The organism is Enterobacter sp. BIDMC 30 (assembly GCF_000534355.1).
GTDB classification, from domain to species: Bacteria; Pseudomonadota; Gammaproteobacteria; order Enterobacterales; family Enterobacteriaceae; genus Enterobacter; species Enterobacter ludwigii.
Genome location: NZ_KI973169.1, coordinates 1,336,065 through 1,359,931 on the forward strand (window position 1 = coordinate 1,336,065; position 23,867 = coordinate 1,359,931).

22 protein-coding genes are annotated in these 23,867 nt (G+C 57.2%); 15 read left to right on the top strand and 7 right to left on the bottom strand.

Annotated features, from left to right (window positions below):
* Positions 1-120 precede the first annotated feature (120 nt).
* From L466_RS15840 to L466_RS15815, 6 genes are all read left to right on the top strand, one after another.
* Positions 121-726, top strand: coding sequence for an ankyrin repeat domain-containing protein (locus L466_RS15840; protein WP_020883872.1), 606 nt, complete (start codon positions 121-123; stop codon positions 724-726).
* Positions 727-832: 106 nt separating this feature from the next.
* Positions 833-2,374, top strand: coding sequence for an acyl-CoA synthetase FdrA (gene fdrA, locus L466_RS15835; RefSeq protein WP_032680425.1), 1,542 nt, complete (start codon positions 833-835; stop codon positions 2,372-2,374).
* The gene (locus L466_RS15830; protein ID WP_032680426.1) at positions 2,374-3,789 is read left to right on the top strand and encodes a YlbE family protein; all 1,416 of its coding nucleotides are present in this window, start codon (positions 2,374-2,376) and stop codon (positions 3,787-3,789) included. The genes fdrA and L466_RS15830 overlap by 1 nt, the downstream gene beginning before the upstream one ends.
* 11 nt (positions 3,790-3,800) lie before the next feature.
* Complete coding sequence (locus L466_RS15825) at positions 3,801-5,345, top strand: hypothetical protein (RefSeq protein ID WP_032680427.1); 1,545 nt, start codon at positions 3,801-3,803, stop codon at positions 5,343-5,345.
* A gap of 44 nt (positions 5,346-5,389) precedes the next feature.
* Positions 5,390-6,340 carry a carbamate kinase family protein gene (locus L466_RS15820; RefSeq protein ID WP_032680428.1) on the top strand — a complete coding sequence of 317 codons (951 nt, stop codon included), beginning with the start codon at positions 5,390-5,392 and terminating at the stop codon, positions 6,338-6,340.
* Between the two features lie 16 nt (positions 6,341-6,356).
* Positions 6,357-7,736, top strand: a complete 1,380-nt coding sequence (locus L466_RS15815) for an amidohydrolase family protein (protein WP_032680429.1) — start codon at positions 6,357-6,359, stop codon at positions 7,734-7,736.
* Positions 7,737-7,754: 18 nt separating this feature from the next.
* On the opposite strand, the gene L466_RS15810 is transcribed toward L466_RS15815, so the two are convergent.
* Positions 7,755-8,675 (bottom strand): LysR substrate-binding domain-containing protein, encoded by a 921-nt coding sequence (locus L466_RS15810; protein WP_032680431.1) that lies wholly within the window; start codon positions 8,673-8,675, stop codon positions 7,755-7,757.
* A gap of 281 nt (positions 8,676-8,956) precedes the next feature.
* Here L466_RS15810 and L466_RS15805 point away from each other — a divergent pair, with 281 nt between their 5' ends.
* The 5 genes from L466_RS15805 (at position 8,957) to L466_RS15785 (ending at position 13,738) form a co-directional block, all read left to right on the top strand.
* Positions 8,957-10,288, top strand: coding sequence for an MFS transporter (locus tag L466_RS15805; protein ID WP_032678819.1), 1,332 nt, complete (start codon positions 8,957-8,959; stop codon positions 10,286-10,288).
* A gap of 36 nt (positions 10,289-10,324) precedes the next feature.
* Positions 10,325-11,074, top strand: a complete 750-nt coding sequence (locus L466_RS15800) for an SDR family NAD(P)-dependent oxidoreductase (RefSeq protein ID WP_032680432.1) — start codon at positions 10,325-10,327, stop codon at positions 11,072-11,074.
* A gap of 12 nt (positions 11,075-11,086) precedes the next feature.
* A complete protein-coding gene (locus tag L466_RS15795; protein WP_020883879.1) occupies positions 11,087-11,932 on the top strand; it encodes a transketolase in 846 nt (281 codons plus the stop codon).
* Positions 11,932-12,930 (top strand): transketolase family protein, encoded by a 999-nt coding sequence (locus tag L466_RS15790; protein WP_014171295.1) that lies wholly within the window; start codon positions 11,932-11,934, stop codon positions 12,928-12,930. The genes L466_RS15795 and L466_RS15790 overlap by 1 nt, the downstream gene beginning before the upstream one ends.
* A 73-nt stretch (positions 12,931-13,003) precedes the next feature.
* Positions 13,004-13,738, top strand: coding sequence for a class I SAM-dependent methyltransferase (locus tag L466_RS15785; protein ID WP_032680433.1), 735 nt, complete (start codon positions 13,004-13,006; stop codon positions 13,736-13,738).
* Here L466_RS15785 and L466_RS15780 read toward each other — a convergent pair.
* Positions 13,732-14,334 carry a short chain dehydrogenase gene (locus L466_RS15780; RefSeq protein ID WP_020883882.1) on the bottom strand — a complete coding sequence of 201 codons (603 nt, stop codon included), beginning with the start codon at positions 14,332-14,334 and terminating at the stop codon, positions 13,732-13,734. The genes L466_RS15785 and L466_RS15780 overlap by 7 nt on opposite strands.
* Before the next feature lie 97 nt (positions 14,335-14,431).
* On the opposite strand from L466_RS15780, the gene L466_RS15775 reads away from it, so the two are divergent.
* The 3 genes from L466_RS15775 (at position 14,432) to L466_RS15765 (ending at position 17,191) form a co-directional block, all read left to right on the top strand.
* Complete coding sequence (locus L466_RS15775) at positions 14,432-15,340, top strand: LysR family transcriptional regulator (RefSeq protein WP_032680434.1); 909 nt, start codon at positions 14,432-14,434, stop codon at positions 15,338-15,340.
* Positions 15,341-15,405: 65 nt separating this feature from the next.
* Positions 15,406-16,587 carry an aminotransferase-like domain-containing protein gene (locus L466_RS15770; RefSeq protein WP_032680435.1) on the top strand — a complete coding sequence of 394 codons (1,182 nt, stop codon included), beginning with the start codon at positions 15,406-15,408 and terminating at the stop codon, positions 16,585-16,587.
* Between the two features lie 85 nt (positions 16,588-16,672).
* Positions 16,673-17,191 (top strand): DUF6622 family protein, encoded by a 519-nt coding sequence (locus tag L466_RS15765; RefSeq protein WP_032680436.1) that lies wholly within the window; start codon positions 16,673-16,675, stop codon positions 17,189-17,191.
* Positions 17,192-17,193: 2 nt separating this feature from the next.
* Here L466_RS15765 and L466_RS15760 read toward each other — a convergent pair whose 3' ends face one another.
* Positions 17,194-17,613, bottom strand: coding sequence for a hypothetical protein (locus L466_RS15760; RefSeq protein ID WP_032680437.1), 420 nt, complete (start codon positions 17,611-17,613; stop codon positions 17,194-17,196).
* 69 nt (positions 17,614-17,682) lie between these two features.
* Here L466_RS15760 and L466_RS15755 point away from each other — a divergent pair, with 69 nt between their 5' ends.
* Positions 17,683-18,441, top strand: a complete 759-nt coding sequence (locus L466_RS15755) for an AraC family transcriptional regulator (RefSeq protein WP_230941209.1) — start codon at positions 17,683-17,685, stop codon at positions 18,439-18,441.
* On the opposite strand, the gene nudI is transcribed toward L466_RS15755, so the two are convergent.
* From nudI to L466_RS15735, 4 genes are all read right to left on the bottom strand, one after another.
* Positions 18,413-18,838: a nucleoside triphosphatase NudI gene (gene nudI / locus L466_RS15750; protein ID WP_032680438.1), complete on the bottom strand. Its 426-nt coding sequence runs from the start codon at positions 18,836-18,838 to the stop codon at positions 18,413-18,415. The two genes, L466_RS15755 and nudI, sit on opposite strands and share 29 nt — an antisense overlap.
* Positions 18,839-19,009: 171 nt before the next feature.
* Positions 19,010-20,179, bottom strand: a complete 1,170-nt coding sequence (locus L466_RS15745; protein ID WP_086462978.1) for a putative HlyD family type I secretion protein — start codon at positions 20,177-20,179, stop codon at positions 19,010-19,012.
* A 10-nt stretch (positions 20,180-20,189) separates the two neighbouring features.
* A complete protein-coding gene (locus tag L466_RS15740) occupies positions 20,190-22,388 on the bottom strand; it encodes a type I secretion system permease/ATPase (RefSeq protein WP_014171285.1) in 2,199 nt (732 codons plus the stop codon).
* Positions 22,385-23,788, bottom strand: a complete 1,404-nt coding sequence (locus L466_RS15735; protein WP_014171284.1) for a TolC family outer membrane protein — start codon at positions 23,786-23,788, stop codon at positions 22,385-22,387. Before L466_RS15735 ends, L466_RS15740 begins: the two co-directional genes overlap by 4 nt.
* Between the last annotated feature and the right edge of the window lie 79 nt (positions 23,789-23,867).

Consider the following 23,867-nt stretch of genomic DNA (forward strand, 5'->3'; position numbering starts at 1 on the left):
ATTGTTGAATTTAACTCAATAATGAATTGACTGTCGATGAATGATTTTTAAGCGGATTCTTTTCTCACCAGGCTGTTGCTATTCTCAGGTCATGAGCAATACATCATGGGGAGTCTGAATATGTCTGCGAACGAACTCGTTACTGAATTTTTGCTGGCGGCAGAGCAGGGCAATATTGACGGGCTAAAAGCCTGCCTTGAAAAAGGTGTCGATATTAATGCCACTCAACGCCAGAAAAGAACGGCCGTTATTATTGCCAGTCTGAAAAAGCATTATGACTGCGTGGCATTTTTAATTGCCGCCGGAGCAGATATTGATCAACAGGATCAGACCTGTTTTAACCCCTTCCTGATTAGCTGCCTGACAAATGATTTAACCCTGCTGCGAATAGTCTTACCCGCCAACCCGGATCTTGATCGCCTGACCCGCTTCGGTGGCGTCGGCATTACGCCTGCCAGCGAGAAAGGGCACGTTGAGATTGTGCGCGAGCTGCTGGAGAAAACCGATATTAACGTCAACCACACCAACTTCGTGGGCTGGACGCCGCTACTGGAAGCGATTGTCCTCAACGATGGCGGCGCGAAACAGCAGGAAATTGTAAAGCTGTTACTGGATAACGGCGCAAACCCGCACATGACCGATAAATACGGCAAAACCCCGCTCGAACTGGCGCGGGAAAAAGGCTACCACCAGATAGCAGACCTGCTGCTGGCTGCAGGCGCGTAATTCCTTCGGCCAGCCTTTTCCGGCTGGTCGCTCATTCAGACAGTATTTTACCGACGTGCCTATTGCACGACGGCGGCCCCCTTTTATCCTCATTCAGGAGAAAATAATGCCCACCAAAATCGTCATAAAAAAGAATACTTATTTTGACTCGGTGTCATTGATGTCGGTTTCCACGAAGGCCAATAAATTGCCGGGCGTTGAGCAGGCTTTTGTGGCTATGGCGACAGAAATGAACAAAGGCGTATTAAAAAATCTCGGGCTATTAACGCCGGAATTAGCGGATGCCAAAAACGGCGACTTAATGATCGTGATTAAAGGCGAGGCGGCGAATGACGAAACGCTGGCAGCCATCGAAGCGCTTTTCACCCGCAAGGAGAGCGGCGGGAGCCATGAAGCGCGTTATGCCACCCTTGCCAGTGCGAAAACCCATCGTCCTGAGAGCAACCTGGCGGTGATTTCGGTAAACGGCACGTTTGCCGCCCGCGAAGCACGTCAGGCGCTGGAAAACGATCTCAACGTCATGCTCTTCTCCGACAACGTCAGCCTTGATGACGAGCTGGCGCTGAAGCAGCTGGCACACCAGAAAGGGCTGCTGATGATGGGGCCGGACTGCGGCACGGCCATTATCAACGGTACCGGGCTGTGCTTCGCCAATGCGGTGCGCCGCGGACCGATCGGTATTATCGGGGCGTCCGGGACCGGCAGCCAGGAGCTGAGCGTGCGGATCCATGAATTCGGCGGCGGCGTGTCGCAGCTGATTGGCACCGGCGGGCGCGATCTGAGCGAAAAGATTGGTGGCCTGATGATGCTGGATGCCATCGCGATGCTGGACGCTGACGACGCCACCCAGGTGATTACCCTCATCTCTAAACCGCCTGCGCCGTCGGTGGCAGAAAAGGTGCTGGCCCGCGCCCGCACCTGCCGCAAACCGGTGGTGGTCTGTTTCCTCGGTCGTCATCAGCCGCCGGCTGATGAAGGCAACCTGCAGTTCGCCCGTGGTACCAAAGAGGCGGCGCTGAAGGCCGTGCTGTTAACGGGGGTGAAAAAAGAGTCTCTCGACCTGCATCCGCTAAACTGGCCACTGATCGAAGAGGTGCGTGCCCGGCTGACACCCCAGCAGAAATACATCCGCGGTCTGTTCTGCGGCGGCACCCTGTGCGATGAGGCCATGTTCGCCGCGCTGGAAAAATTCGACGACGTCTACAGCAACATTCAACCCGATCCGGCGAAACGGCTGGACGATATCAACGTCAGTAAAGCCCACACCTTCCTTGATTTTGGAGATGACGATTTCACCCACGGCAAACCGCACCCGATGATCGATCCGACCAACCGCATCAGCCGCCTGTTGCAGGAGGCGCGTGACCCCGAGGTGGGGGTGATCGTGATGGACTTTGTACTGGGTTTTGGCGCGCACGAGGATCCGGTCGGCGTGATGCTTGAGGCCATAAAAGAGGCGCAGGCGACGGCGAAAGCCGATAACCGTCCGCTGGCAATTCTCGGCTATGTGCTCGGAACCGACCAGGACTCGCCGTCCCTGGCACAGCAGTGTCAGCTTCTGACCGAGGCAGGGGTGATCTGGGCGAGCAGCAGCACCAACACCGGATTACTGGCACGTGAATTTGTCTTTAAAGGGGAGACTGCCTGATGACGACCTTATTTAACCAGCCGTTGAACGTGATTAACGTCGGTATCGCGCTGTTCAGTGCGGATCTCAAAAAGCAGCATATCCCCGTGACCCAGCTCGACTGGACGCCGCCGGGGCAGGGGAATTTGCAGGTTGTAGAGGCGCTGGATCAGCTGGCCCTTGCGCCACTGGCTGACAAAATCGCCGCCGCCAATAAGATTGCCCTTGAGCGCATTATCCAGTCCCATCCGGTGCTGGTGGGCTACGACCAGGCGATCAACGTTGTGCCGGGCATGACCCGCACCACCATTCTGCACGCCGGTCCGCCCGTCAGCTGGGAAAACATGTGTGGCGCAATGAAAGGGGCCGTGACCGGGGCGCTGGTGTTTGAAGGGCTGGCACGCGATATCGACGACGCGGAGCGCGTGGCGGCGTCAGGGGCGATCACCTTCTCGCCCTGCCACGAGCACGACTGCGTAGGCTCAATGGCGGGCGTCACTTCGGCATCGATGTTTATGCACATCGTTGAGAACAAAACCTACGGCAACCGGGCGTTCACTAACCTTAGCGAGCAGATGGCGAAGATCCTGCGCATGGGCGCCAACGACCAGAGCGTTATTGACCGCCTGAACTGGATGCGTGACGTGCTCGGCCCGATGCTGCGCGATGCCATGAAAATCATAGGTGAAATCGACCTGCGCCTGATGCTGGCCCAGGCGCTGCACATGGGCGACGAGTGTCATAACCGCAACAACGCCGGCACCACGCTGCTGATCCAGGCGCTGACGCCGGGGCTGATTCAGGCAGGGTATCCGGTGGCACAGCAGCGTGAGGTGTTTGAGTTCGTCGCCAGCAGCGACTACTTCTCCGGCCCGACGTGGATGGCGATGTGTAAAGCCGCCATGGATGCCGCACACGGTATTGAGTACAGCACCGTGGTCACCACCATGGCGCGTAACGGCTACGAGTTCGGCCTGCGCATCTCCGGGCTGCCGGGGCAGTGGTTCACCGGCCCGGCGCAGCAGGTGATAGGGCCCATGTTCGCGGGCTACAGGCCGGAAGACTCTGGGCTGGATATTGGCGACAGCGCCATTACCGAAACCTACGGTATCGGTGGTTTTGCGATGGCCACAGCCCCTGCGATCGTCGCACTGGTGGGTGGCACGGTGGATGAAGCCATCGATTTCTCCCGTCAGATGCGCGAGATCACCCTCGGTGAAAACCCGAACGTCACCATTCCGCTGCTCTCGTTTATGGGCATTCCAACCGCCATCGACATCACAAAAGTCGCGGGCAGCGGCATTCTGCCGGTCATTAATACCGCCATTGCTCACAAAGATGCAGGCATTGGCATGATTGGGGCGGGCATCGTTCACCCGCCGTTTAGCTGTTTTGAAAAGGCGCTGTTGACCTTCCGCGATCGCTACTTTTTATAAGGCATGCATCCATGAAAAACATGAAACTGGAGTGGAAAAGAGGTGACTGGGCGGCGTATTTCGGGTTGATGACCAACAACCTGACCAATTTGCTGACCATGATGGGGCTGCTCATTTTTGTCGTCGGCATCCCGAAGGAGATTGTTTATGGACGCATTGCGCCAGCCTTCGGGCTGGCGGTGCTGGTCGCGAGCGTCTGCTACGCGTGGTTTGGCCTGCAGATGGCGCGCCAGTCCGGGCGTACGGATGTCACCGCGCTGCCGTCTGGCCCAAGCGCGCCGTCAATTTTCACCGTGACCTTTCTGGTGCTGATGCCGGTCTACCAGCAAACCGGTGATGCGGATTTCGCTATCCAGATTGGTCTGGTGTGGTGCTTCGTGGAGGCGATGATTCTGGCGGGCGGTTCGTTCCTGGGGGAAACCATCCGCAAGATGATCCCGCGCACCGTCCTGCTGTCGTGCCTGTCCGGGCTGGGACTGCTGCTGCTGGCGATGAACCCGATGCTGCAGGCGTTTGAGGCACCTACCGTGTCGTTCATCGTGCTGCTGCTGATCTTTATTAACTGGTTTGGTAAAAAGCCGATCTTCGCCAAAATCCCGACCGGCCTGCTCTTGCTGATTGCCGGTACCGCGCTGGCGTGGATCTCCGGTCTGCAGAGCCCGGAGGCCATCAAAGCCTCGATGTCGTCGTTTGGCTTTAACCCGCCGGAAGTGCATGTCGACAGCTTTATGCAGGGACTGCCACACGCATTACCGTACCTGGCCTCTGCCGTCCCGCTGGGTCTGGCGAACTACATTTTTGACCTGGAAAATATCGAAAGCGCCCACGCGGCGGGGGATGAGTACCCGACCCGCAAGGTGATGCTGGCAAACGGGCTGGCCTCCATGCTCGGGTGTCTGATGGGTAACCCGTTCCCGGTGACGGTTTACGTCGGTCACGCGGGCTGGAAAGCGATGGGGGCTAGCATTGGCTACACGCTGGCCTCCGGTGTGACCATGTTTATCGTGCCGCTGTTCGGGCTGGGGGCGTTTATGCTCGCCATCATACCGATGACCGCCATCGTGCCGATTCTGGTGTTTATCGGGGTGGTGACCGCCAACCAGGTAGTAAGGGAAACGCCCAAAGTGGAGGTCCCCGTGATCTTCATCTGCCTGTTCCCGTGGATCGCCAACTGGGCGCTGACCATGATGAACAGCGTGATGGGCGCGGCGGGGACCAGTGCGGCGAAAATTGGCACCGACGTGCTGCACAGCAAAGGTATCTACTACCAGGGACTGGTGCATCTGGGTAACGGCGCACCGCTCGCCAGCATGCTGTGGGGCTGCATCGCTATCTTCGCCATCATTAACAAACCGCTGCGCGGAGCCGTGGCCGCCGCCGTTGGAGCGCTGCTGGCGCTGTTCGGCGTGATCCACGCGCCAGTGGTTGGCTTTGCCGAAGGCAGTTCGCTGATGTTTGTCACGGCCTACCTGATGATGGGGAGCATGTTTGTGGTGAAGCATTTTCTTGATAGCCGCGACGCGGTGAGCGCGGCAGCGCCGGTTTCGGAGTCCTGATAATGGCTGATGTCCTCACCCCGCACCATTTCAAAGGAAACACTATGAAAGAGCTCATGGTCGTCGCCATTGGCGGCAACAGCATTATCAAAGATAACGCCAGTCAGTCCATTGAACACCAGTCACAGGCCGTGAAATTGGTTGCAGAGTCAGTGCTGGAGATGCTGGCGTCTGACTATGACATCGTGCTCACTCACGGTAATGGCCCCCAGGTGGGGCTGGATCTGCGCCGCGCTGAAATTGCTCACGAGCGGGAAGGGCTACCCCTCACGCCGCTGGCAAACTGCGTGGCGGATACCCAGGGCGGTATCGGCTATTTGATCCAGCAGGCACTCAATAACCGCATGGCCGCCCACGGCGAGCAAAAAGCGGTCACGGTCGTCACGCAGGTGGAAGTGGATAAACACGATCCAGGTTTCGCCCATCCCACCAAACCTATCGGCGCGTTTTTCAGTGAGACGCAGCGTGATGCGCTCCAGCACGCCCATCCTGACTGGCATTTTGTTGAAGACGCCGGGCGCGGTTATCGCCGGGTGGTGGCCTCACCGCAGCCGCTGCGTATCGTTGAAGCGGAGGCTATCAAGACCCTGACGCAAAAAGGCTTTGTGGTGATCGGGGCGGGCGGTGGTGGTATTCCGGTGGTGCGCACAGCGCAGGGAGATTACCAGAGCGTCGATGCGGTGATTGATAAAGATCTCTCGACCGCGCTGCTGGCCCGCGAGATCCGTGCCGACGTGCTGGTGATCACCACCGGGGTGGAGAAAGTGTGCATCAACTTTGGTAAGCCGGACCAGCAGGCGCTGGATACGGTGAATGTGGCGCAGATGAAACGCTACGTGGCGGAGGGGCACTTCCCGGCGGGCAGCATGCTGCCGAAAATCGTCGCCTCGCTGGCGTTTCTGAACGACGGCGGCAAGCGCGTGATCATCACCTCGCCGGACTGCCTGCCAGCGGCGCTGCGCGGTGAGACCGGTACCCACATTGTGAATGCGTAAGTAAAAGGAAGAGAAGATGAGTGAGAATAAAAGCCGACGCGAGTTTATTAGCCAGAGCGGCAAAATGGTTACCGCCTGCGCCCTGTTTGGCACCACCGGATCCGTCGCGTATGCTGCAGAGACCGCGAAACCACGTTGTGAGACAGGCAAACCCATGAACATTACCGCCAGACACTACTACCTGGATAACGTGCTGCTGGAGGCTGGGTTCAACGTTGACGGCGGCGTGGCGACAAGCACCCGCACCGAGCTGAAAACACTCGAAATTAATGACGGCAAAATTGTCGCCCTGCGTGATAACAAAAGCCATGCCGATGCCACGCTGCCACACTATGATGCAGGCAGTAAGCTGATGCTGCCGGCGATGCGCGACATGCATATCCACCTGGATAAAACCTTTTACGGTGGTCCCTGGCATTCCCTTAACCGCCCGGCGGGCACGACCATTCAGGACATGATCCGTCTTGAACAAAAATTGCTGCCAGAGTTACAGCCCTACACGCAGGAGCGTGCGGAAAAGCTTATCGATCTGATCCAGTCGAAAGGCTCCACCCTCGCCCGCAGCCACTGCAATATTGAGCCGACATCCGGCCTGAAGAATCTGGAAAATCTCCAGGCCGTCTTAGCGCGCCGCAAGCCGGGGTTTGACTGTGAAATTGTCGCCTTCCCGCAGCACGGCTTGCTGTTGTCGCACTCCGAAACGCTGATGCGCGAGGCCATGCAGGCTGGCGCACACTACGTGGGCGGTCTGGATCCGACTAACATGGACGGTGCGATGGAAAAATCCCTCGACACGATGTTCCAGATTGCGCTGGATTATGACAAAGGGGTGGACATCCACCTGCATGAAACCAGCCCGGCAGGCGTCGCGGCGGTGAACTACATGGTAGAGACCGTGGAGAAAACGCCCGCGCTGAAGGGGAAACTGACCATCAGCCACGCCTTCGCGCTGGCCACGCTCAACGAGCAGCAGGTCGATGAAATCGCCACCCGCATGGCGGCGCAGCAGGTGACCATTGCCTCTACGGTGCCGATTGGCACCCTGCATATGCCGCTGAAGCAACTCCGTGACAAGGGGGTGTTCGTCATGACCGGCACCGACAGCGTCATTGACCACTGGTCGCCGTATGGACTGGGCGATATGCTGGAAAAAGCCAATCTTTACGCCCAGCTCTATATTCGCCCGAATGAACAGACGCTCTCCCGCGCGCTGGGTATCGCTACCGGTGATGTGCTGCCGTTGAACGACAAAGGCGAGCGCGTGTGGCCCAAAGCGCAGGACGATGCCAGCTTTGTGCTGGTGGACGCTTCCTGTTCCGCCGAGGCCGTGGCGCGGATTTCACCGCGTACCGCGACCTTCCATAAGGGCCATCTTGTGTGGGGCACCGTCTCCTGACGCCACGTCGGGGTATTGCTACAGGTGATACCCCGACAGACGCAGCTCGCGATCAATCCACTCAACAAACTGCTGGATCTTCCAGGTGCGCTCGTTCATGTGCGGCATCACCAGATGATGCGCATTAATGGCGATCCCCGTTTCATCTGGTAGCACCTGCACCAGGGAGCCATCGTTCAGGTGATCGGTGGCCATCATCTTGCTTTCCAGAATAAATCCCAGCCCCATACGCGCGGCTTCAAAGCTCATGTAGGAACGATCAAAACTCAGGCTGAAGTTGAGCCAGGGGCGGTCGATATTGTGCCAGGCAAACCATTTTTCCCAGTTGACGAGGGTGCTGGTCGACGAGATAAGCGCCTGTGAAAGCAGGTCCTGCGGCGTGTTGACGGGATGTGCGTGCAGATATGCCGGTGAGGCCAGCACCACCAGCGCATCGTTTTTAATGGTCATGACCCTGTAAGCGTCCCAGTCCGGGATGCCGTGGCGAATATCAATATCGATGTTATCGCGTGCAAACTGCAGGTTCTCGTAGGAGCAGGAAAGATTGACCGTAATATCCGGGTATTCACTGCGAAATTTGCCGAGCCGGCGCAATAACCACGTCAGGCCAAACGTTGGTGAAGAGTGAACGCGCAATACCGGATTATCGGCCTCTTTCATCACCTGTTCGGTTGCACGGCCGATGGCGCTCATCGCTGCGGAGACGTCGCGCAGATATTTTTCCCCCGTCGGGGTCAAGGTCACGCCTTTGCCGCTGCGGATAAATAACTTCTTCCCCATCCAGGATTCCAGCGAGGCGATCTGATGACTGACGGCTGACGCGGTGACGTTAAGCTGTTCGGCTGCCAGATGGATACTGAGAGAGTTGGCCACGGCGATAAAGGACTGAATATTTCGCAGCGAGGGTATGGGGAGGGTCTGGCGATCCTGCGCGGGCATGGCTCACTCCTTTTAAACGAGACAATTTTAAAAAACATAACATTGCGGCATCGCGTCAGCAATTTTTACCCGGCTGAATGGATTAAACATGATCCTGTTCACAGTGTTTTATCGATGAATATTGATGAGAGTTACATTTTATTTTTATGACCTGCATCGCGTATCAAATTTATCTCAGCAATAAATGAGTTTTATTGAATGGTGTTTCGTTCGATAGCCGATATATTGACGTTGAACGCATAAATAAAACGACTCACGTTGTTCGAATAATGAGGTAAAACATGTCTCGTATAGAACAAGTTGCCCCCTACATAGCGACAAAGAAAACCAATTACCGTTTCGTTGTGCTGGCATTAATATTTATTGTGTATGCCATTAACTATGCCGACCGAACAAATATTGGTGCTGTACTTCCTTTTATCATCGACGAGTTTCATATCAATAATTTCGAAGCCGGTGCGATCGCCAGTATGTTCTTTTTGGGATACGCCCTGAGCCAAATACCGGCGGGCTTTTTTATCGCCAAAAAGGGCATTCGCGGGATGGTGGCGCTGTCGATATTTGGCTTCTCGGCGTTTACCTGGTTGATGGGGACTGCGACCTCAGTGCTGGGCCTGAAGTTTATCCGCCTGGGGCTGGGGTTAACCGAGGGACCATGCCCGGTGGGGTTGGCATCAACGATCAATAACTGGTTTCCACCAAAAGAGAAGGCCACGGCGACCGGCGTCTATATTGCTGCCACCATGTTTGCCCCCATCCTGGTGCCGCCGCTGGCAGTGTGGATTGCCATGACATGGGGCTGGCGCTGGGTCTTTTTCTCTTTTGCTATTCCGGGACTGGTCATTGCTGTCCTGTGGTATTTACTGGTACGTACCCGGCCTTCCGAGAGCCCTTTCGTGTCAAAGGCCGAACTGGAGACCATCACCGCAGGTCAGGCGACACCGGATGCCAGACGGGAAAATATCGTGATTTCCCCCGGCTTCTCCCGCCTTGACCGTCTGATCCGCGTACGGGATCTGTCGCCCATCAGCACGGTAAAAGGTCTGTTCACATCGAAAAATATTCTCGGTGACTGTGTGGCCTACTTCATGATGGTCAGCGTGCTGTATGGCCTGTTGACCTGGATACCGCTTTATCTGGTGAAAGAAAAAGGCTTTACGTTCATGAGCATGGGCCTCGTCGCGAGTATGCCGTGTATCGGCGGTTTTATCGGCGCGATTTTTGGCGGCTATGTCTCCGATAAATGGCTCGGGCGCAGGCGTAAACCGACCATGATGTTTACAGCCATCAGCACCGTACTGATGATGGTCATCATGCTGAATATCCCGCAAAGCACCGTTGCGGTTTGTGTCGGCCTCTTTTTTGTTGGTCTCTGTCTGAATATAGGCTGGCCCGCCTTCACCGCTTATGGAATGGCCGTCGCGGACAGCAAAACGTATCCCATCGCCGCATCAATTATTAATAGCGGCGGTAATCTCGGCGGATTTGTTTCGCCGATGCTGGCAGGTTATCTGCTGGATAAAACTGGAAGCTTTAATTCTGTCTTTATTTATTTCGGTATTTGCGCAGCAATTGGATTAGTCATGATTATCTTGCTGGAAGAACCGAAGTAATAAATAAAACCTCTCTTACAATACTGGAGTAAATATATGCTTCTGAAAGATAAAGTCGCCGTGATTACCGGCGCGGCTTCTGTGCGCGGTTTGGGTTTCGCCACGGCAAAATTATATGCCGAGCAGGGCGCGAAAGTGGTCATTATTGATTTAGATACCGAGGCCAGCCAGCGTGCGGCTGCATGTCTGGGTGAAGGGCATCTGGGGCTTGCGGCAAACGTCAGCAACGAGTTGCAGGTGAACGCAGCCATTGAGCAGGTTCTGGGTCAATATGGGCGCATCGACATTCTGGTGAATAACGCCGGGATAACCCAGCCGCTCAAACTGATGGATATTAAGCGCGACAATTACGATGCCGTACTGGATGTCAGCCTGCGCGGTACGCTGCTGATGTCCCAGGCGGTGATTCCCACTCTGCGCGCGCAGAAGTCCGGCAGCATTGTCTGTATCTCTTCAGTTTCGGCACAGCGCGGCGGCGGTATTTTTGGCGGCCCGCACTACAGCGCTGCAAAAGCTGGCGTGCTGGGGCTGGCCAAAGCCATGGCCCGTGAGCTTGGGCCGGATAACGTGCGCGTGAACTGCATCACCCCGGGGCTTATCCAGACGGACATCACCGCTGGCAAGCTGAGCGATGAGATGAAAACCGCCATTCTGGCGGGTATTCCGCTCAACCGTCTTGGTGATGCACAGGATGTTGCCCGTGCCGCGCTGTTCCTGGGCAGCGATCTCTCTTCTTATTCCACCGGTATCACGCTCGACGTGAACGGCGGCATGCTGATCCATTAAGGGGAGACGAGAATGACGAATACGACAGTTCAACAGGTTGCCGCGGCCGCGTGGCGCATTCGCCGCTACGCGCTGCGAATGGGCGAAGTACAAGGTCAGGGCTATATCGGTCAGGCGCTGGGCTATGCCGACGTGCTGGCAACTGCGTTTGCGCACGGTATGACCTTCAGGGCTCAGGAGCCGGAGTGGGAAGGCCGCGACCGCTTCCTGCTCTCCCACGGACATTACGCCATTGCGTATTATGCGGCGCTGATCGAGGCGGGGATCGTTCCTGAAGAGGAACTTGAAACCTACGGCTCGGATGACAGCCGCCTGCCGATGTCCGGCATGGCAACGTATACACCCGGCATGGAGATCTCCGGCGGTTCTCTGGGGCAGGGACTCAGCATTGGTGTGGGAATGGCGCTGGGGCTGAAACACAAACAGAGCACGGCGTGGGTAATTAACTCCATGTCTGACGGTGAGCTGGACGAAGGTTCAACCTGGGAAGCCGCCATGTCAGCCGCGCATCATGGGCTCTCGAATCTGATTGTGCTGGTGGACATTAACCGGCAACAGGCGGACGGTAATTCACATAACATCCTCGGTTTTGAGCCGCTGGAAGATAAGTGGACCTCCTTTGGCTGGTATGTACAACGCGTTAACGGTAACGATATCCCCGCGCTGGTGTCGGCGTTTGATAATGCCAGACGCTATCCCGAACAACAGCCGCGCGTCATCTTGTGCGACACGCTGATGGGCAAGGGCGTGCCTTTCCTCGAGCAGCGTGACAAGAACCATTTTATTCGCGTGGATGCCGATGAGTGGCAACAGGCGCTCGCCGTGCTCGATGCGAATAAACCAGAAGGAGTCCTGTAATGAGCCAGCCCGTCGAAAATAAACCGCGTTTAACCACCTCCGCCATGATTGCCTCGATTGCAGAGGAAGGGCAGGAAACCCGGGCCGCGCCGTTTGGCCACGCGCTGGTGAAACTGGCGGCTCAGCGTCAGAACATTGTCGGCATGACGGCAGATTTGTCGAAATATACCGACCTGCATATCTTTGCCCAGGCATACCCTGACCGTTTCTTCCAGATGGGAATGGCGGAACAGCTGTTAATGGGGGCGGCAGGTGGGATGGCCAAAGAGGGCTTTATTCCCTTTGCCACCACCTATGCCGTGTTCGCCACCCGCCGTGCCTACGATTTTATTCATCAGGTCATTGCTGAGGAACACCTCAACGTCAAGATTTGCGCCGCGCTGCCGGGGTTGACCACCGGCTACGGGCCAAGCCATCAGGCAACGGAAGATATTGCGATCATGCGCGGCATTCCGGGCATGACCATTATCGATCCTTGCGATGCGATTGACACCGAACAGGCGGTGCCTGCCATTGCCAGCCACGAAGGGCCGGTTTATATGCGTTTGTTACGCGGTAAGGTTCCGGTGGTGCTGGATCAGTACAATTATCGGTTTGAAATAGGCAAAGCCGCGCTGCTGGAAGAGGGCAGTGATGTGCTGATTATCGCCTCAGGGCTGATGACCATGCGCGCACTGGAGGCGGCAAAGCAGTTGCGCAAGGATAATGTCAGCGTGGCGGTACTTCACTCACCCACGATTAAGCCCCTGGATGAAGCGACCATTCTGGCGCAAGCCGCGAAACCCGGACGTCTGGTTATTGTGGCTGAAAACCACAGTAGCGTTGGCGGGCTTTGTGAAGCCGTGGCGTCGCTGTTGATGCGCCATCGCGTTAACGTCGACTTTGACACCGTTGCGTTGCCGGATGCTTTCCTTGATGCGGGTGCGCTACCGACCCTTCACGCGCGTTACGGGATTTCGACTGCCGCCATGGTGGAGAAGATCCGGCGCAGGCTCTGATTTTCAGACGGGTATGTTGTCAACGGGCGAGGGGTGTTTTACCCTCGCCTCTGTTGCGATAAAGGAGTCCGTCATGGCACAAAACATCTACGACAACCCGGCGTTTTTTGAAGGCTATGCCCGGCTACCGCGTTCGGTGCAGGGTCTGGACGGCGCACCGGAATGGCCTGCGCTGAAAAGCATGCTGCCACCGTTATCCGGCAAGTCAGTTATCGATCTTGGCTGCGGTTACGGCTGGTTCTGTCGCGCTGCACGCGCGCTGGGGGCGGCAGAAGTGACCGGCGTTGATCTCTCCGAAAAGATGCTCGCCCGGGCGGCTGAACTGACGGACGACGTGCAAATACACTATCAGCGCAGCGATCTGGCATCTCTGGCGTTACCTGAGCACAGCGTTGATTTGATCTACAGTTCACTGGCGCTGCACTACCTGCCGGCGCTGGAGACCCTGTTTGAGAAAATCCGGCGGGCGCTTAAACCCGGTGGCAGCCTCGTCTTTTCAATGGAACATCCGATTTACACCTGCGCCTCACGTCAGGGCTGGCTGACCGACGACAACGGCGAGCGTTTCTGGGGCGTTAATCGCTATCAGGATGAGGGCGAGCGCGTCAGCAACTGGCTGGCAGACGGGGTGATCAAATACCACCGTACGCTCGGTACCACGCTCAATGCGCTTATTAAGGCGGGGCTGACAATAACGGAAGTGAACGAATGGGGACCAACGCAGGCACAAATTGATGCATGGCCCGCGCTGGCCGAAGAGGCGGAACGTCCGATGCTGGTCCTGATTTCTGCCGCTAAGGCTCAGTAACCCACTTTATACACTCGTCCATTCTGCACTCCTTCCACGCTGCGACGATAGGCCTGCGCCACCGTTGCGGCGGGAACACTTTCAAAGCCCGGGAAGAAGCCTTCGTACGCTTCCGCTGATTCGGTAAGTACCGTCGGGCTAATCAGGTTGATGCGGATCCCGCGCGGCAGTTCACAGGCCGCGGCGCGGACAAACCCTTCCAGGGCGGCGTTCACCGTGGTGGCATTCACCCCCTGAGCGATAGGCTCATGCGCCACGATCCCGCTTATCAGGGTGATGGAGCCGCCTTCGTTGAGATAATGCTGGCCGGTCAATGCCAGACGAACCTGTCCCAGCAGCTTATCCTGCAAGCCCTGGTTGAAATCGCTGTCTTTCATGGTCGCGAGCGGGCCGAAGTGCAGGCCGCCACTGGCAGAGACAATCGCATCCACCGCACCGATGTTTTCAAACAATGCCTGCACGCTGGCCTGAGAGGTGATATCTACCTGGTAGTCGCCCTGGGTACGACCCACGCGGATCACGTCGTGGCGACGGCTCAGCGCTTCTGTTACCGCACGACCGACCGTACCGCTGGCACCAATAATCACGATTTTCATAGCTGACTCCTTAGGTTGTGAGCCTTCATTCTTTAATAAATCAAAACTCAGATAAACTGGGCTAAAGTTAGAGGATTGCTAACCAGGGGTTTGGAATATGGATAAGCTTCGCAGCATGGAGACCTTCATTGCTGTCGTTGAGAGCGGCAGTTTTACCGGCGCGGCAGGCCGGCTGGAGATGTCGGCGGTGATGGTGGGGAAGTACATTGCGTTGCTGGAGTCTCAGCTCGGCACCCGGCTGCTGGAGCGAAACACGCGGCGTCAAAGTCTGACGGACGCCGGGCGGGTCTATTTCGACGAGGCAAAGCGGGTGCTGGAGCAGGTCTCTATCGCCGAAAGCGCGGTTGAGCGACTGCGTGCCGCCCCAGCCGGGACTTTGCGGGTCACGGCGCCCACCTCGTTTGGCGGTTGTGTGATAGCCCCCCTCACGGCGACCTTTTTGCAGCGCTACCCGGACGTGCGCGTGGAGCTGGATCTGACCAACCGGATGGTGGATCTGGTGGATGAAGGGGTCGATCTGGCCATTCGAATTGGTGACATTCATAACGACGATCTGGTGGCGAAATACCTCTGCCCGTACCGAATGGTGATCTGCGCGGCCCCGGCGTATCTGGCGCGTTACGGCATGCCGCGAACGCCTGCCGATCTGGCGGATCATCTCTGCCTGTCACACACGGTGTGGACCGCACGTAACGAATGGCGGCTGCCGGGGGTTGAAGGCGAGATGCGCTGGAAGCGCGATGCCATTCTGCGCTGCAACGATGGCTATGGGCTACGGATGGCAGCGAGAGCGGGGGCGGGATTATTACTGCAACCCGAAGTGCTGGTGGCAGAAGAGCTGGCGAGCGGCAGGCTGGTGCAGGTGCTGGAGAACTACACGCCTGCGCCACGACCGGTACATTTGCTGTGGCGCCAGGATTTACGTCCGCTACCCAAGCTCACGCAATTTGTCGCGCATATTCTGCAGGGCGCGGAATATTTCGGCCATGCAGTTGAAGAAAAGTAATTATCAAAGCCGCAGACTTATGCTACTAAGATTAGGCACATTATAAAAAAGAAGGTAAGCAAAGAATGTCTGTGAATAAACTCGCCAGCAGCGCACAGGGCCTGCAATCATCTGCCATCCGTGAATTATTAAAACATAGCAAAATGGCCGGGGTGATTTCGCTGGGTGGCGGTATTCCTAACCCTGCACTGTTCGATCATGAAGGCCTGAAAATTGCCGCTGATGCCGTATTATCACAGCATTTTGGTGAAGCTTTTCAGTACGGTCTGACCGAAGGCATCCCGGGGCTGCGTGAAGAAATTAAGCTCATCTGTGAAGGCCGCGGGATCTCCTGCAAGGCCGATGACGTGGTCATTACGTCCGGTTCGCAACAATCTCTCGACGTGCTGGCGCGGGCGTTAATTAACCCGGGCGATACCGTCGTCGTCGAACGTCCAACGTATCTCGCGGCACTGCAGGTATTTGGTCTGGCACAGGCCAAATTTGAATCCGTGGGCACCGATGGCGACGGAATGAAAGTGGATGAACTTGAAGCGCTGGTGGCGAATAAAGCCATCAAGGCGGTTTATATTGTTCCGACATTTGGTAACCCGGGTGGGGTAACGCTTTCTGAAGTGCGTCGTAAACAGCTGGTGGAATTATCGAAGCGCTATGACTTCGTTATTATCGAAGACGATCCGTACAGCGAAATTAATTATACCGATGAAGTGTTCCGCCCGTTAATTGCCCATGCCAAAGATATCGGCAATGAAGAGAACGTCGTCTATACCTCGACCTTCTCCAAAATCCTCGCGCCGGGCACTCGTGTGGGCTGGGTGCTGGTACCGGAGTGGCTGAAACGCGCGGTGGTTAATCTCAAGCAAACCACCGATCTGCACACCAGCACGCTGTCACAGCTGATGACCTACGAGTACCTGAAAACCGGTCGTCTGGCCGATCAGATTAAAATGATCCGTGAAGCCTACCGCCAGAAATACCAGACCTTTGCAAATGAGCTGGAGGCGGAACTGGGTGATGTCATGTCGTTCCATAAGCCGAAGGGCGGAATGTTCCTGTGGGCCAAAATGAACAATGGCATCAACACCACGCGCTGGCTGGAAAAAACGTTAAGCAACGGCGTGGTTTTTGTGCCGGGTGAGTTCTTCTATTGCAATGAGCCAGACCATACGACGCTGCGCATGTCGTTTGTCACGCCAACCGATGAAGAGCTGAAAGAGGCGGTTCGTCGCCTGAAAAAATCGCTGTAACAGACCTGCGCATAATGGCACCTGTGCTGTTATGCGCATTACTTGTGCAGTGCGGCCAGCGCCGCAAGCGTTCATGGTGAATCCCATGTTTGAATTTCTGATCGGTATCCTCACGCACACCCCCGTCTGGGTGTGGGTTCTGTTTATCTTTCTTATCTCACGCGGCCTCAATGCCCGTAAGCCTGCCACCGTTACGCTGGAAAGGCTGGCCATCATTCCTGCCATCTTTCTTATCTGGGATATCTACGATCTGGTGGTCTATCGCGATCTTACTCTCGCGACGGTGGCCCTTTGGGTTGCGGGGATTGTGGCGGGCGCGGCGCTGGGGTATGTGCTGATTAAGCAGACGGTCATCACCCGCACCGACGCGCCGCGCACCCTTTATCGCCAGCCTGACTACACGGCACTGCCGTTTATGATGCTGGCATTTGGGGTGAAATACGTGCTGGGGGTGATGAACGCCCTCTCTCCCCAGGCGTTGCAACAGCCCGCCATGAGCGCGCTGGCGATAGTCTCCGGCGGGGTATTTGCCGGGGTCTTTATCGGGAAGTTTACGCGCTATGTAGGGGTATATCTCAGCAGCGCACCGCAACCGGCTGAGTAACGTTAGCCCGTTGCATGGGCCAGCGCGCGAGCAGAAGCTTCACCGTTGGCTACTCGCGTGACTTCGTGGATCCGGCAGATTTTTCCTGCGCATAGCGTGGCAAACATATAAACCTCTATTTCAGCCTGATGGCCTTCGGGATACGTGACGGTCACGATATGCCGGTCAGCCAGCAGTGTGTCATGACACCCTATCTGTTCCACGCGGAAGGCGATATCGCGGATCTGCGAACGCACGTGCGCCAGGTGCTGAATAAAGCCAGAATAATCAAGCAAATGACCGTCCGTGATCTGCTGATACGCTGGCGAAAAAACGTCTTTCGGATCAATCTCGCCTTTAAACAGGCCGGTCAGCAAACGGGACATTTCCTCACGCAAAATAGCATTGTCAGACTGGGTAAGCAGGCGGGTGATGATGTTCATGATGACTCCTCGTTGCGTTGAGCCGCCATTATCCTTGACAGACAGAGACGTAGTTTCTGTAATAAGCCAATGAATACCGATTTTCGGCCAAATAACGTGGTCAGCTTTGAGACACTTTTGCATCCAGGTGGATACCATACGCCGTGGCATAGCCATCAGGCCGGTCAGCTCTGGCGGATTACGACGGGTCTGCTGGTTGTCGAAACAGCGTCTGGGCGTTCGGTTGTACCGGCGCAACATATCGGCTGGATCCCGCCTGGTCAGGAGCATGCTGCCTTTTCCGGAAGTGCGATTGACGGTCATGCGATCTATCTGGATCCCGCAGGGTGTGAAGCGCTGCCCGGTGAAACGACGCTTTTCGAACCCGACGAGCTCACCAGCGCGCTGTTTTCACGCTTAAACGCTGAAGGAAGCGGGTACGATACGCGAAAGCTCACCCTGCTGCTGGATGAACTGGCGCGGGGCCGTCAGGTGCGCTATCTGCTGCCCATGCCAGCCGATCCCCGATTAAAGAAGGTAGCCAGCCATCTGATGCTACGTGTGGACGACAACCAGACGGTTGAGCACTATGCCTCCCTTGCGGGAATGAGCGTGCGGACATTCCACCGTCGGTTTAGCGCGGAAACGGGAATGAACGTTGTTAACTGGCGGCAACTTGCCCGCGTAATGCGGGCAATGGAGTGGCTGGCAGCAGGTAAACCGGTTGGCTGGATCGCGCTGTCGTGCGGCTACAACAGTATCAGCGCGTTTATTGAGGTTTTCAGGGCCTTTACCGGCAAAACGCCCGGGCAGTGGGCGCTTAAAGAAGCCCCTTCTGTGCGAAGGTAATGCGTGTGGCTTCGTTCAGATCCAGTGCTTTGATCGCTTCCGGGCGAACCCAGGCAACCTCCTGAAACTCGTCGTTAAACGTCACCTGCCGATTTGCGCTGATGCAGTCGAAAATCAGGTAAATCATATAAATCTCTTCCGTGGTGCCATCGGCATAGGTTTTCACCCGAATGTCGTCGCGAAACGCCCAGGGTTTGACCTCCGTGATCTCCAGCGCGTCGCCCAGCTCTTCGCGAATTTCACGGCGCAGCGCCTGCTCCATGGTTTCTCCCGGCTCCATCCCGCCGCCCGATAATGCCCACTGGCCGGGAAATACGCCGCGGTCATCGGCCATTTTGCACAGCAGATACGCCCCGTCGTTCTGAATGATGGGGCAGACAATAGTTCGTTGACGCATGGTTTCTTCCTGAAAAATGAGTTTGGGCTATTTTAACAGAAGGCGGAAAGGGAAAAGGTAAACGAGGTCAGACTTTTGCCGCTGGCTTAAGCGGTATTGTTGCGGGTTATGGATGCCATGACTCCGGCCCTCTTCCACGAGGAGAGGGCCGGAGAAACAAACAGCCAGTGATTAGCGCTCTCGCAGCGCCTCTTTCGCCCGGTTGAACGGCTTGATCATGTAATCCAGCACCGTTTTCTCACCGGTTTTAATGTCCACCGTCGCGATCATCCCCGGCACGATTGAGAAGTGCCTGCCTGCTTTATTCACCAGGTAATCCTGGCTGGTGCGGATAAATACCCGGTAATAGAACACCTCCGGCTTGGCTTCGTCCTGAATGGTGTCCGGCGAAATGGTTTCAACCACGCCGTGCAGCCCGCCATAAATGGCGTAATCGTAGGCGGTGATTTTTACCAGCGCTTCCTGATTCGGGTGGATAAAGGCGATATCGCGCGGGGAGAGACGGGTTTCGATCAGCAGGTGATCGTCCACCGGCACAATCTCCATCAGCTCGCCGTTAGGCGGGATGACGCCACCGATGGTGGTGACTTTGATGTTTTTCACGATCCCGCGCACCGGAGATTTCACCGTTAAGCGGGTCACTGAATCCTCGCGGCCTTTGAGGATCGCCGAGACCATATCCACTTCAGCGTTGGCCTTGGATAACGCCTCGCGGGCCTGAACATAGTACTGAGATCGCACGTCGGTGAGTTTCAGCTCCAGATCGCTTTTCTGCCGCTGCAGGCGCAGTACTTCCACGTGGCTGGCGGCGCCGGTTTTCACCAGACGCTGAGTGATCGCCAGCTCCTTATTCGCAAGATCCAATGCCGCACGCAGCTCCCGCTGGGTATCTTCCAGCTGCGCACGGCGTGAGTTATAGAGCCGGGTTTCGGCGGCGGTCAGATCGGTCCACTTCGCCAGCGAAGGGGGAAATTTCAGCGGCAGATCGTTTACCTCGGCGTACAGTCGCACGCTGGAGGCCAGCGAGGCACGGTAGCGCGCCGCGCTTTCACCAACGTTAGATTCTGAACGCGTGGGATCGAGCCGCGCCAGCACTTGTCCGGCCTGCACCTGGTCACCCTCATGGACGTTCAGCTCGGTAAGGATCCCCCCGTCGAGCGACTGTAAAACCTGCTCGCGCGAACTGGGGATCACTTTGCCCGTGCCGGTTGAGACTTCATCCAGCACGCCAAACCACGCCCAGACGCCAAGTACCACGAACATCAGTAAAGAGAAGATAACAATCCGCCGCGCACCGGTGTAGCCGCTTTCGGAGTCGAGCGCATTGTCCAGGTCGTCCATTGCGGCGACGTCACGCTGACTGATTTTCATTTTTCCACTCCCGTCCTGTTGCTGCCTGCTGCTGCTGTTGCTGCATGCGGCTGTTGTTCAGCGCCTGCGCTTTCGGCGCGTCCATCACCAGCATTCCCTCTTTGAGCACCACGACGCGCTCCACCAGTTCCAGCACCGGCACGCGATGCGTGGCGACAATCAGGGTGCGGTTGCCAAGCCAGGCGCTCAGACGCTGGATAAATTCCCGCTCGGTGTGCTCATCGAGCGACGCAGTCGGTTCATCCATCAGCACAATATTGGGGTCGCGAAGCAGCATGCGCGCCAGCAGAATGGATTGCCGCTGGCCGCCGGATAACCCCACGCCGTTCTCCATAATTGGGTAGTCCAGACCCTTCGGCAGTTTCTGCACAAAGCCCGCAGCGCCGGTTAACTCCAGCACCTCGAAAATCTCCTCATCGGTGGCGCGCGGCATGCCGAGGGTGATGTTTTCGCGCAGGGTGCCATAAAAGAGCCGGGCGTTCTGGGTCATAAAGCCGACGTTACGCCGGACATCGGCGACATCGAGGTGCGGGAGGCTGAAGTTATCGAGCCGCAATTCACCGCCGGCAAGATCCATTCCGCCCGCCATCGCCTGCAGCAGGGTCGATTTTCCGGCGCCGTTACGCCCGAGGATCGCCACTTTTTCACCTGGCTTAATCTCCAGACGGTTAATGCGCAGGGCCATGCGCGGATCTTCCGGGTGATAGCGAAACTGTGCCTGCTCGAAAAGATAGTGACCGCGCAGTACATCCTGGCGGATCGGCGTCTCCTCACGCTGGTTTTCTGTGGGGAGTTGCATGATGCTGTCCAGTCCCTCTTTCGCCGCTTTGACCTGCTGCCAGCGCGCCAGCACGCCGCACAGCGTGGCCATCGGAGCGATCATGCGCGAGGCCAGCATCGAGGCGGCGACCACCGAACCGGTCGTCAGCGTACCGTCGATCACCATCGGCGCACCGACCACGATCACCCCGGCATAGACCAGGCTCTGAATAGTCATTCCCCAGCTGATCAGGTTCTGGGTCAGTTCACGGGTGCGCAAGCCAGATTCAGCGGTGATCTGGATGTAGCTGTTCCACTGCTGCAAAAAGCGGTTTTCCGCCTGCATCAGCTTTATGTCCTCCAGCCCCTGCACGCTCTCCACCAGCACGGCGTTGCGCAGGGTGGATTCGTGCGCCGACTGCTTCGCGAGCTCTGCCAGCTTTTTCTGCAGCAGCAGACCGGGCAGGACCATGATCACCGCGGCGACCGGTGCGATCCACGCCAGTTGGGGAGCGATGATCGCCAGCACCACCACGAACAGGAAAAAGAAGGGCAGATCGACAATTGTGGAGATGGTGGAGGAGGTGACCATCTCGCGGATCTGCTCCAGCTCGCGTAGCTGGGAGATAAAGCTGCCGGTCGAGCGAGGGATGGCGCTGTTGCGCAGCCGCAGGGCGTGACCGAAGACCCGATCCGATACGCGCAGATCGGAGCGTTTGCCCAGCAGATCCATAATGTGCCCGCGTGCCACGCGCAGCACAAAGCCAAACAGGGTGGCGATCAGCACGCCGATGGTCAGGACATACAGCGTCGGGTAGGACTGCGCGGGGATCACCCGGTCATACACCTGCATGGAAAAGACAATCCCCGACAGGGACAGGACGTTAATGAACAGCGCGGCGAGCATCACCCAGCTGTAGGGGCGCAAGTCGCGCATCACCAGCCGGTAAAGCCAGTCCGGACGGTATTTCGAAATATAGGCATCCACGCGGCTGTCTTTCAGCGCGGCCAGTGGACGCAGGGCAATGACGTGGCGGATGGCGGGCAGCATGGCGGTCATCGAAAGCCGGTTGGTGTAGGTCTGATCGTCGAAAAAGCTGACCTCCAGCGTATCGTCGCCATCGAAATGTTCGATCACGCCGATCCTGCCGTCGTTCATTGCCGCCACGACCGGCAGACGCCAGCTGTTGATCGCTTGCTGATCCGCCGTCAGCAGCTGAAACGACAGCCCTGCTTCACGGGCCAGTTGAGTCAGTGCGGGCACCATCGGTTTGCCTTTTAGCCACGGCGCACCCGCGACCAGCGCACCGGGGGAGCAGGCGACGCGGTAGCGCGTGGCGACAAAACCAAAGGCCTGCGCCCACTGCGCCAGGGCCTCATCCGTCATGGTCTCACCTTGCGGGATATCGCGTTGCTTCATGGCTGGATCTCCACGGTCTGGATGGTGCGGTTATCAAGATCGAACGCGTGACGCAATTGCCCGGTGTTATAGAGGCAGTTGAGCTGCAATTGGTGCAACTGTCCGAGGGTCTGCTGCTGGGTAAAACGCGCCTGATAGACCTCCTGCTCGGCGTTAAGCACATCGAGCAGCGGGCGTGAACCCAGATCGAGATATTGCTGCTGATAGAGTTCACGGGTGCGGGCGCTGAGCGCCTCCTGACGGCCCTGAATCTGCAGCGTGCTCAGCAGGCTTAATACCTGGCTGCGCGACTCCAGCAGCTTCTGGCGTACCTCGAGGCGGGTACGCTGAATGGTGGACTGTGCGGCTTCTACCGCGTGGCCTGCGGCGTTACGCCGGGCGGTGAGGCCGCCACCCTGATAGAGCGGCATCTGCACTTTCACCCATGCGGAGTATTGGGTGCGATCCCGCGTTTCATTACCCGCATAGCGTTCGTTCAGGTAGTGGCGCACCTCCGGCTCCAGCGAGACGGTCGGTGTCATCTGGGCGTCGGCGTAGTCGAGATTGGCCTGGGCAACGTTAGCCTGCGCCCAGGCGGCTAATACTGCCGGGACCAGGCGATCGTCCGGCTCGGCAATGTCGCAGCTGCGGGCCAGCTTTTGTGGAAAATCGTTGCTGATCGTGTTGAGGGTGTTCCAGCCAAGGAAGCTCATCAAAGTAGCACGGGCGCTGTCGAGGCTGGCCTGGTACTGCATCAACTGGGCGCGCGCGCCTTCGATACGTGCATCGGTCTGCACCACGTCAGAGAGTGAGGTGGCGCCTTCGTCATTACGCTGGCGGGTGAGGGTACCAATCGAAGAGAGCGCCTCAAGCTGCTCTTTGGCGGTGTCGACCATTTGCTGCCAGGTTTGCACCTGCACCATCGCGATGGCGGTATCGTGAGCGATGGTGTCGATGCTGACCAGCACGTTGGCCTGCTGCTGGGCGACGCCGGCACTTTCTGCACGCACCTGGCTTGCCACCTTGCCAAAGTCGTACAGCATTTGTGAGAGGGAGAGTACCAGCGACGGGGTAAAGCCATTATCGTCGCCGTCATGGGTATAACCGTTATCCATGCCGGCATTAATTTGCGGATAGTATTTCGATTTGGCGACGTCCACCTCTTCGCTTTGTTGGTAGAGTTTCCCCACGGCTTCACTGATGGCCGGGTGCCAGGTGACGGCGCGGTTGACGGCTTCGCCAAGCTGCAGCGTGCCGGGGGCAGCCTTGCCGACGACAGGTGCCACGCGGCCATTCAGAGAGGGGAGTTCCTGCGTTTCACGGAGTTGTCCGGTATTGATCATCGCCGCCGGCGTCGCGGAGAGGGCGGGCACAGATATCAGGCAGCACGAGAGCCACCAGTAAGGCATCTTCATTCCCATGTCTTATCCCTAATAAAAATGTACTGCTTTATTGTTTATGCCCGGGCGCTGTGCGCCCGGGTCATTTGTGCAGGTGCTA

Coding starts and splice junctions, on each gene's coding strand:
- L466_RS15840 (WP_020883872.1), top strand. CDS start 121: ATGTCTGCGAACGAACTCGTTACTGAATTTTTGCTGGCGGCAGAGCAG.
- fdrA (WP_032680425.1), top strand. CDS start 833: ATGCCCACCAAAATCGTCATAAAAAAGAATACTTATTTTGACTCGGTG.
- L466_RS15830 (WP_032680426.1), top strand. CDS start 2,374: ATGACGACCTTATTTAACCAGCCGTTGAACGTGATTAACGTCGGTATC.
- L466_RS15825 (WP_032680427.1), top strand. CDS start 3,801: ATGAAAAACATGAAACTGGAGTGGAAAAGAGGTGACTGGGCGGCGTAT.
- L466_RS15820 (WP_032680428.1), top strand. CDS start 5,390: ATGAAAGAGCTCATGGTCGTCGCCATTGGCGGCAACAGCATTATCAAA.
- L466_RS15815 (WP_032680429.1), top strand. CDS start 6,357: ATGAGTGAGAATAAAAGCCGACGCGAGTTTATTAGCCAGAGCGGCAAA.
- L466_RS15810 (WP_032680431.1), bottom strand. CDS start 8,675: ATGCCCGCGCAGGATCGCCAGACCCTCCCCATACCCTCGCTGCGAAAT.
- L466_RS15805 (WP_032678819.1), top strand. CDS start 8,957: ATGTCTCGTATAGAACAAGTTGCCCCCTACATAGCGACAAAGAAAACC.
- L466_RS15800 (WP_032680432.1), top strand. CDS start 10,325: ATGCTTCTGAAAGATAAAGTCGCCGTGATTACCGGCGCGGCTTCTGTG.
- L466_RS15795 (WP_020883879.1), top strand. CDS start 11,087: ATGACGAATACGACAGTTCAACAGGTTGCCGCGGCCGCGTGGCGCATT.
- L466_RS15790 (WP_014171295.1), top strand. CDS start 11,932: ATGAGCCAGCCCGTCGAAAATAAACCGCGTTTAACCACCTCCGCCATG.
- L466_RS15785 (WP_032680433.1), top strand. CDS start 13,004: ATGGCACAAAACATCTACGACAACCCGGCGTTTTTTGAAGGCTATGCC.
- L466_RS15780 (WP_020883882.1), bottom strand. CDS start 14,334: ATGAAAATCGTGATTATTGGTGCCAGCGGTACGGTCGGTCGTGCGGTA.
- L466_RS15775 (WP_032680434.1), top strand. CDS start 14,432: ATGGATAAGCTTCGCAGCATGGAGACCTTCATTGCTGTCGTTGAGAGC.
- L466_RS15770 (WP_032680435.1), top strand. CDS start 15,406: ATGTCTGTGAATAAACTCGCCAGCAGCGCACAGGGCCTGCAATCATCT.
- L466_RS15765 (WP_032680436.1), top strand. CDS start 16,673: ATGTTTGAATTTCTGATCGGTATCCTCACGCACACCCCCGTCTGGGTG.
- L466_RS15760 (WP_032680437.1), bottom strand. CDS start 17,613: ATGAACATCATCACCCGCCTGCTTACCCAGTCTGACAATGCTATTTTG.
- L466_RS15755 (WP_230941209.1), top strand. CDS start 17,683: ATGAATACCGATTTTCGGCCAAATAACGTGGTCAGCTTTGAGACACTT.
- nudI (WP_032680438.1), bottom strand. CDS start 18,838: ATGCGTCAACGAACTATTGTCTGCCCCATCATTCAGAACGACGGGGCG.
- L466_RS15745 (WP_086462978.1), bottom strand. CDS start 20,179: ATGGACGACCTGGACAATGCGCTCGACTCCGAAAGCGGCTACACCGGT.
- L466_RS15740 (WP_014171285.1), bottom strand. CDS start 22,388: ATGAAGCAACGCGATATCCCGCAAGGTGAGACCATGACGGATGAGGCC.
- L466_RS15735 (WP_014171284.1), bottom strand. CDS start 23,788: ATGGGAATGAAGATGCCTTACTGGTGGCTCTCGTGCTGCCTGATATCT.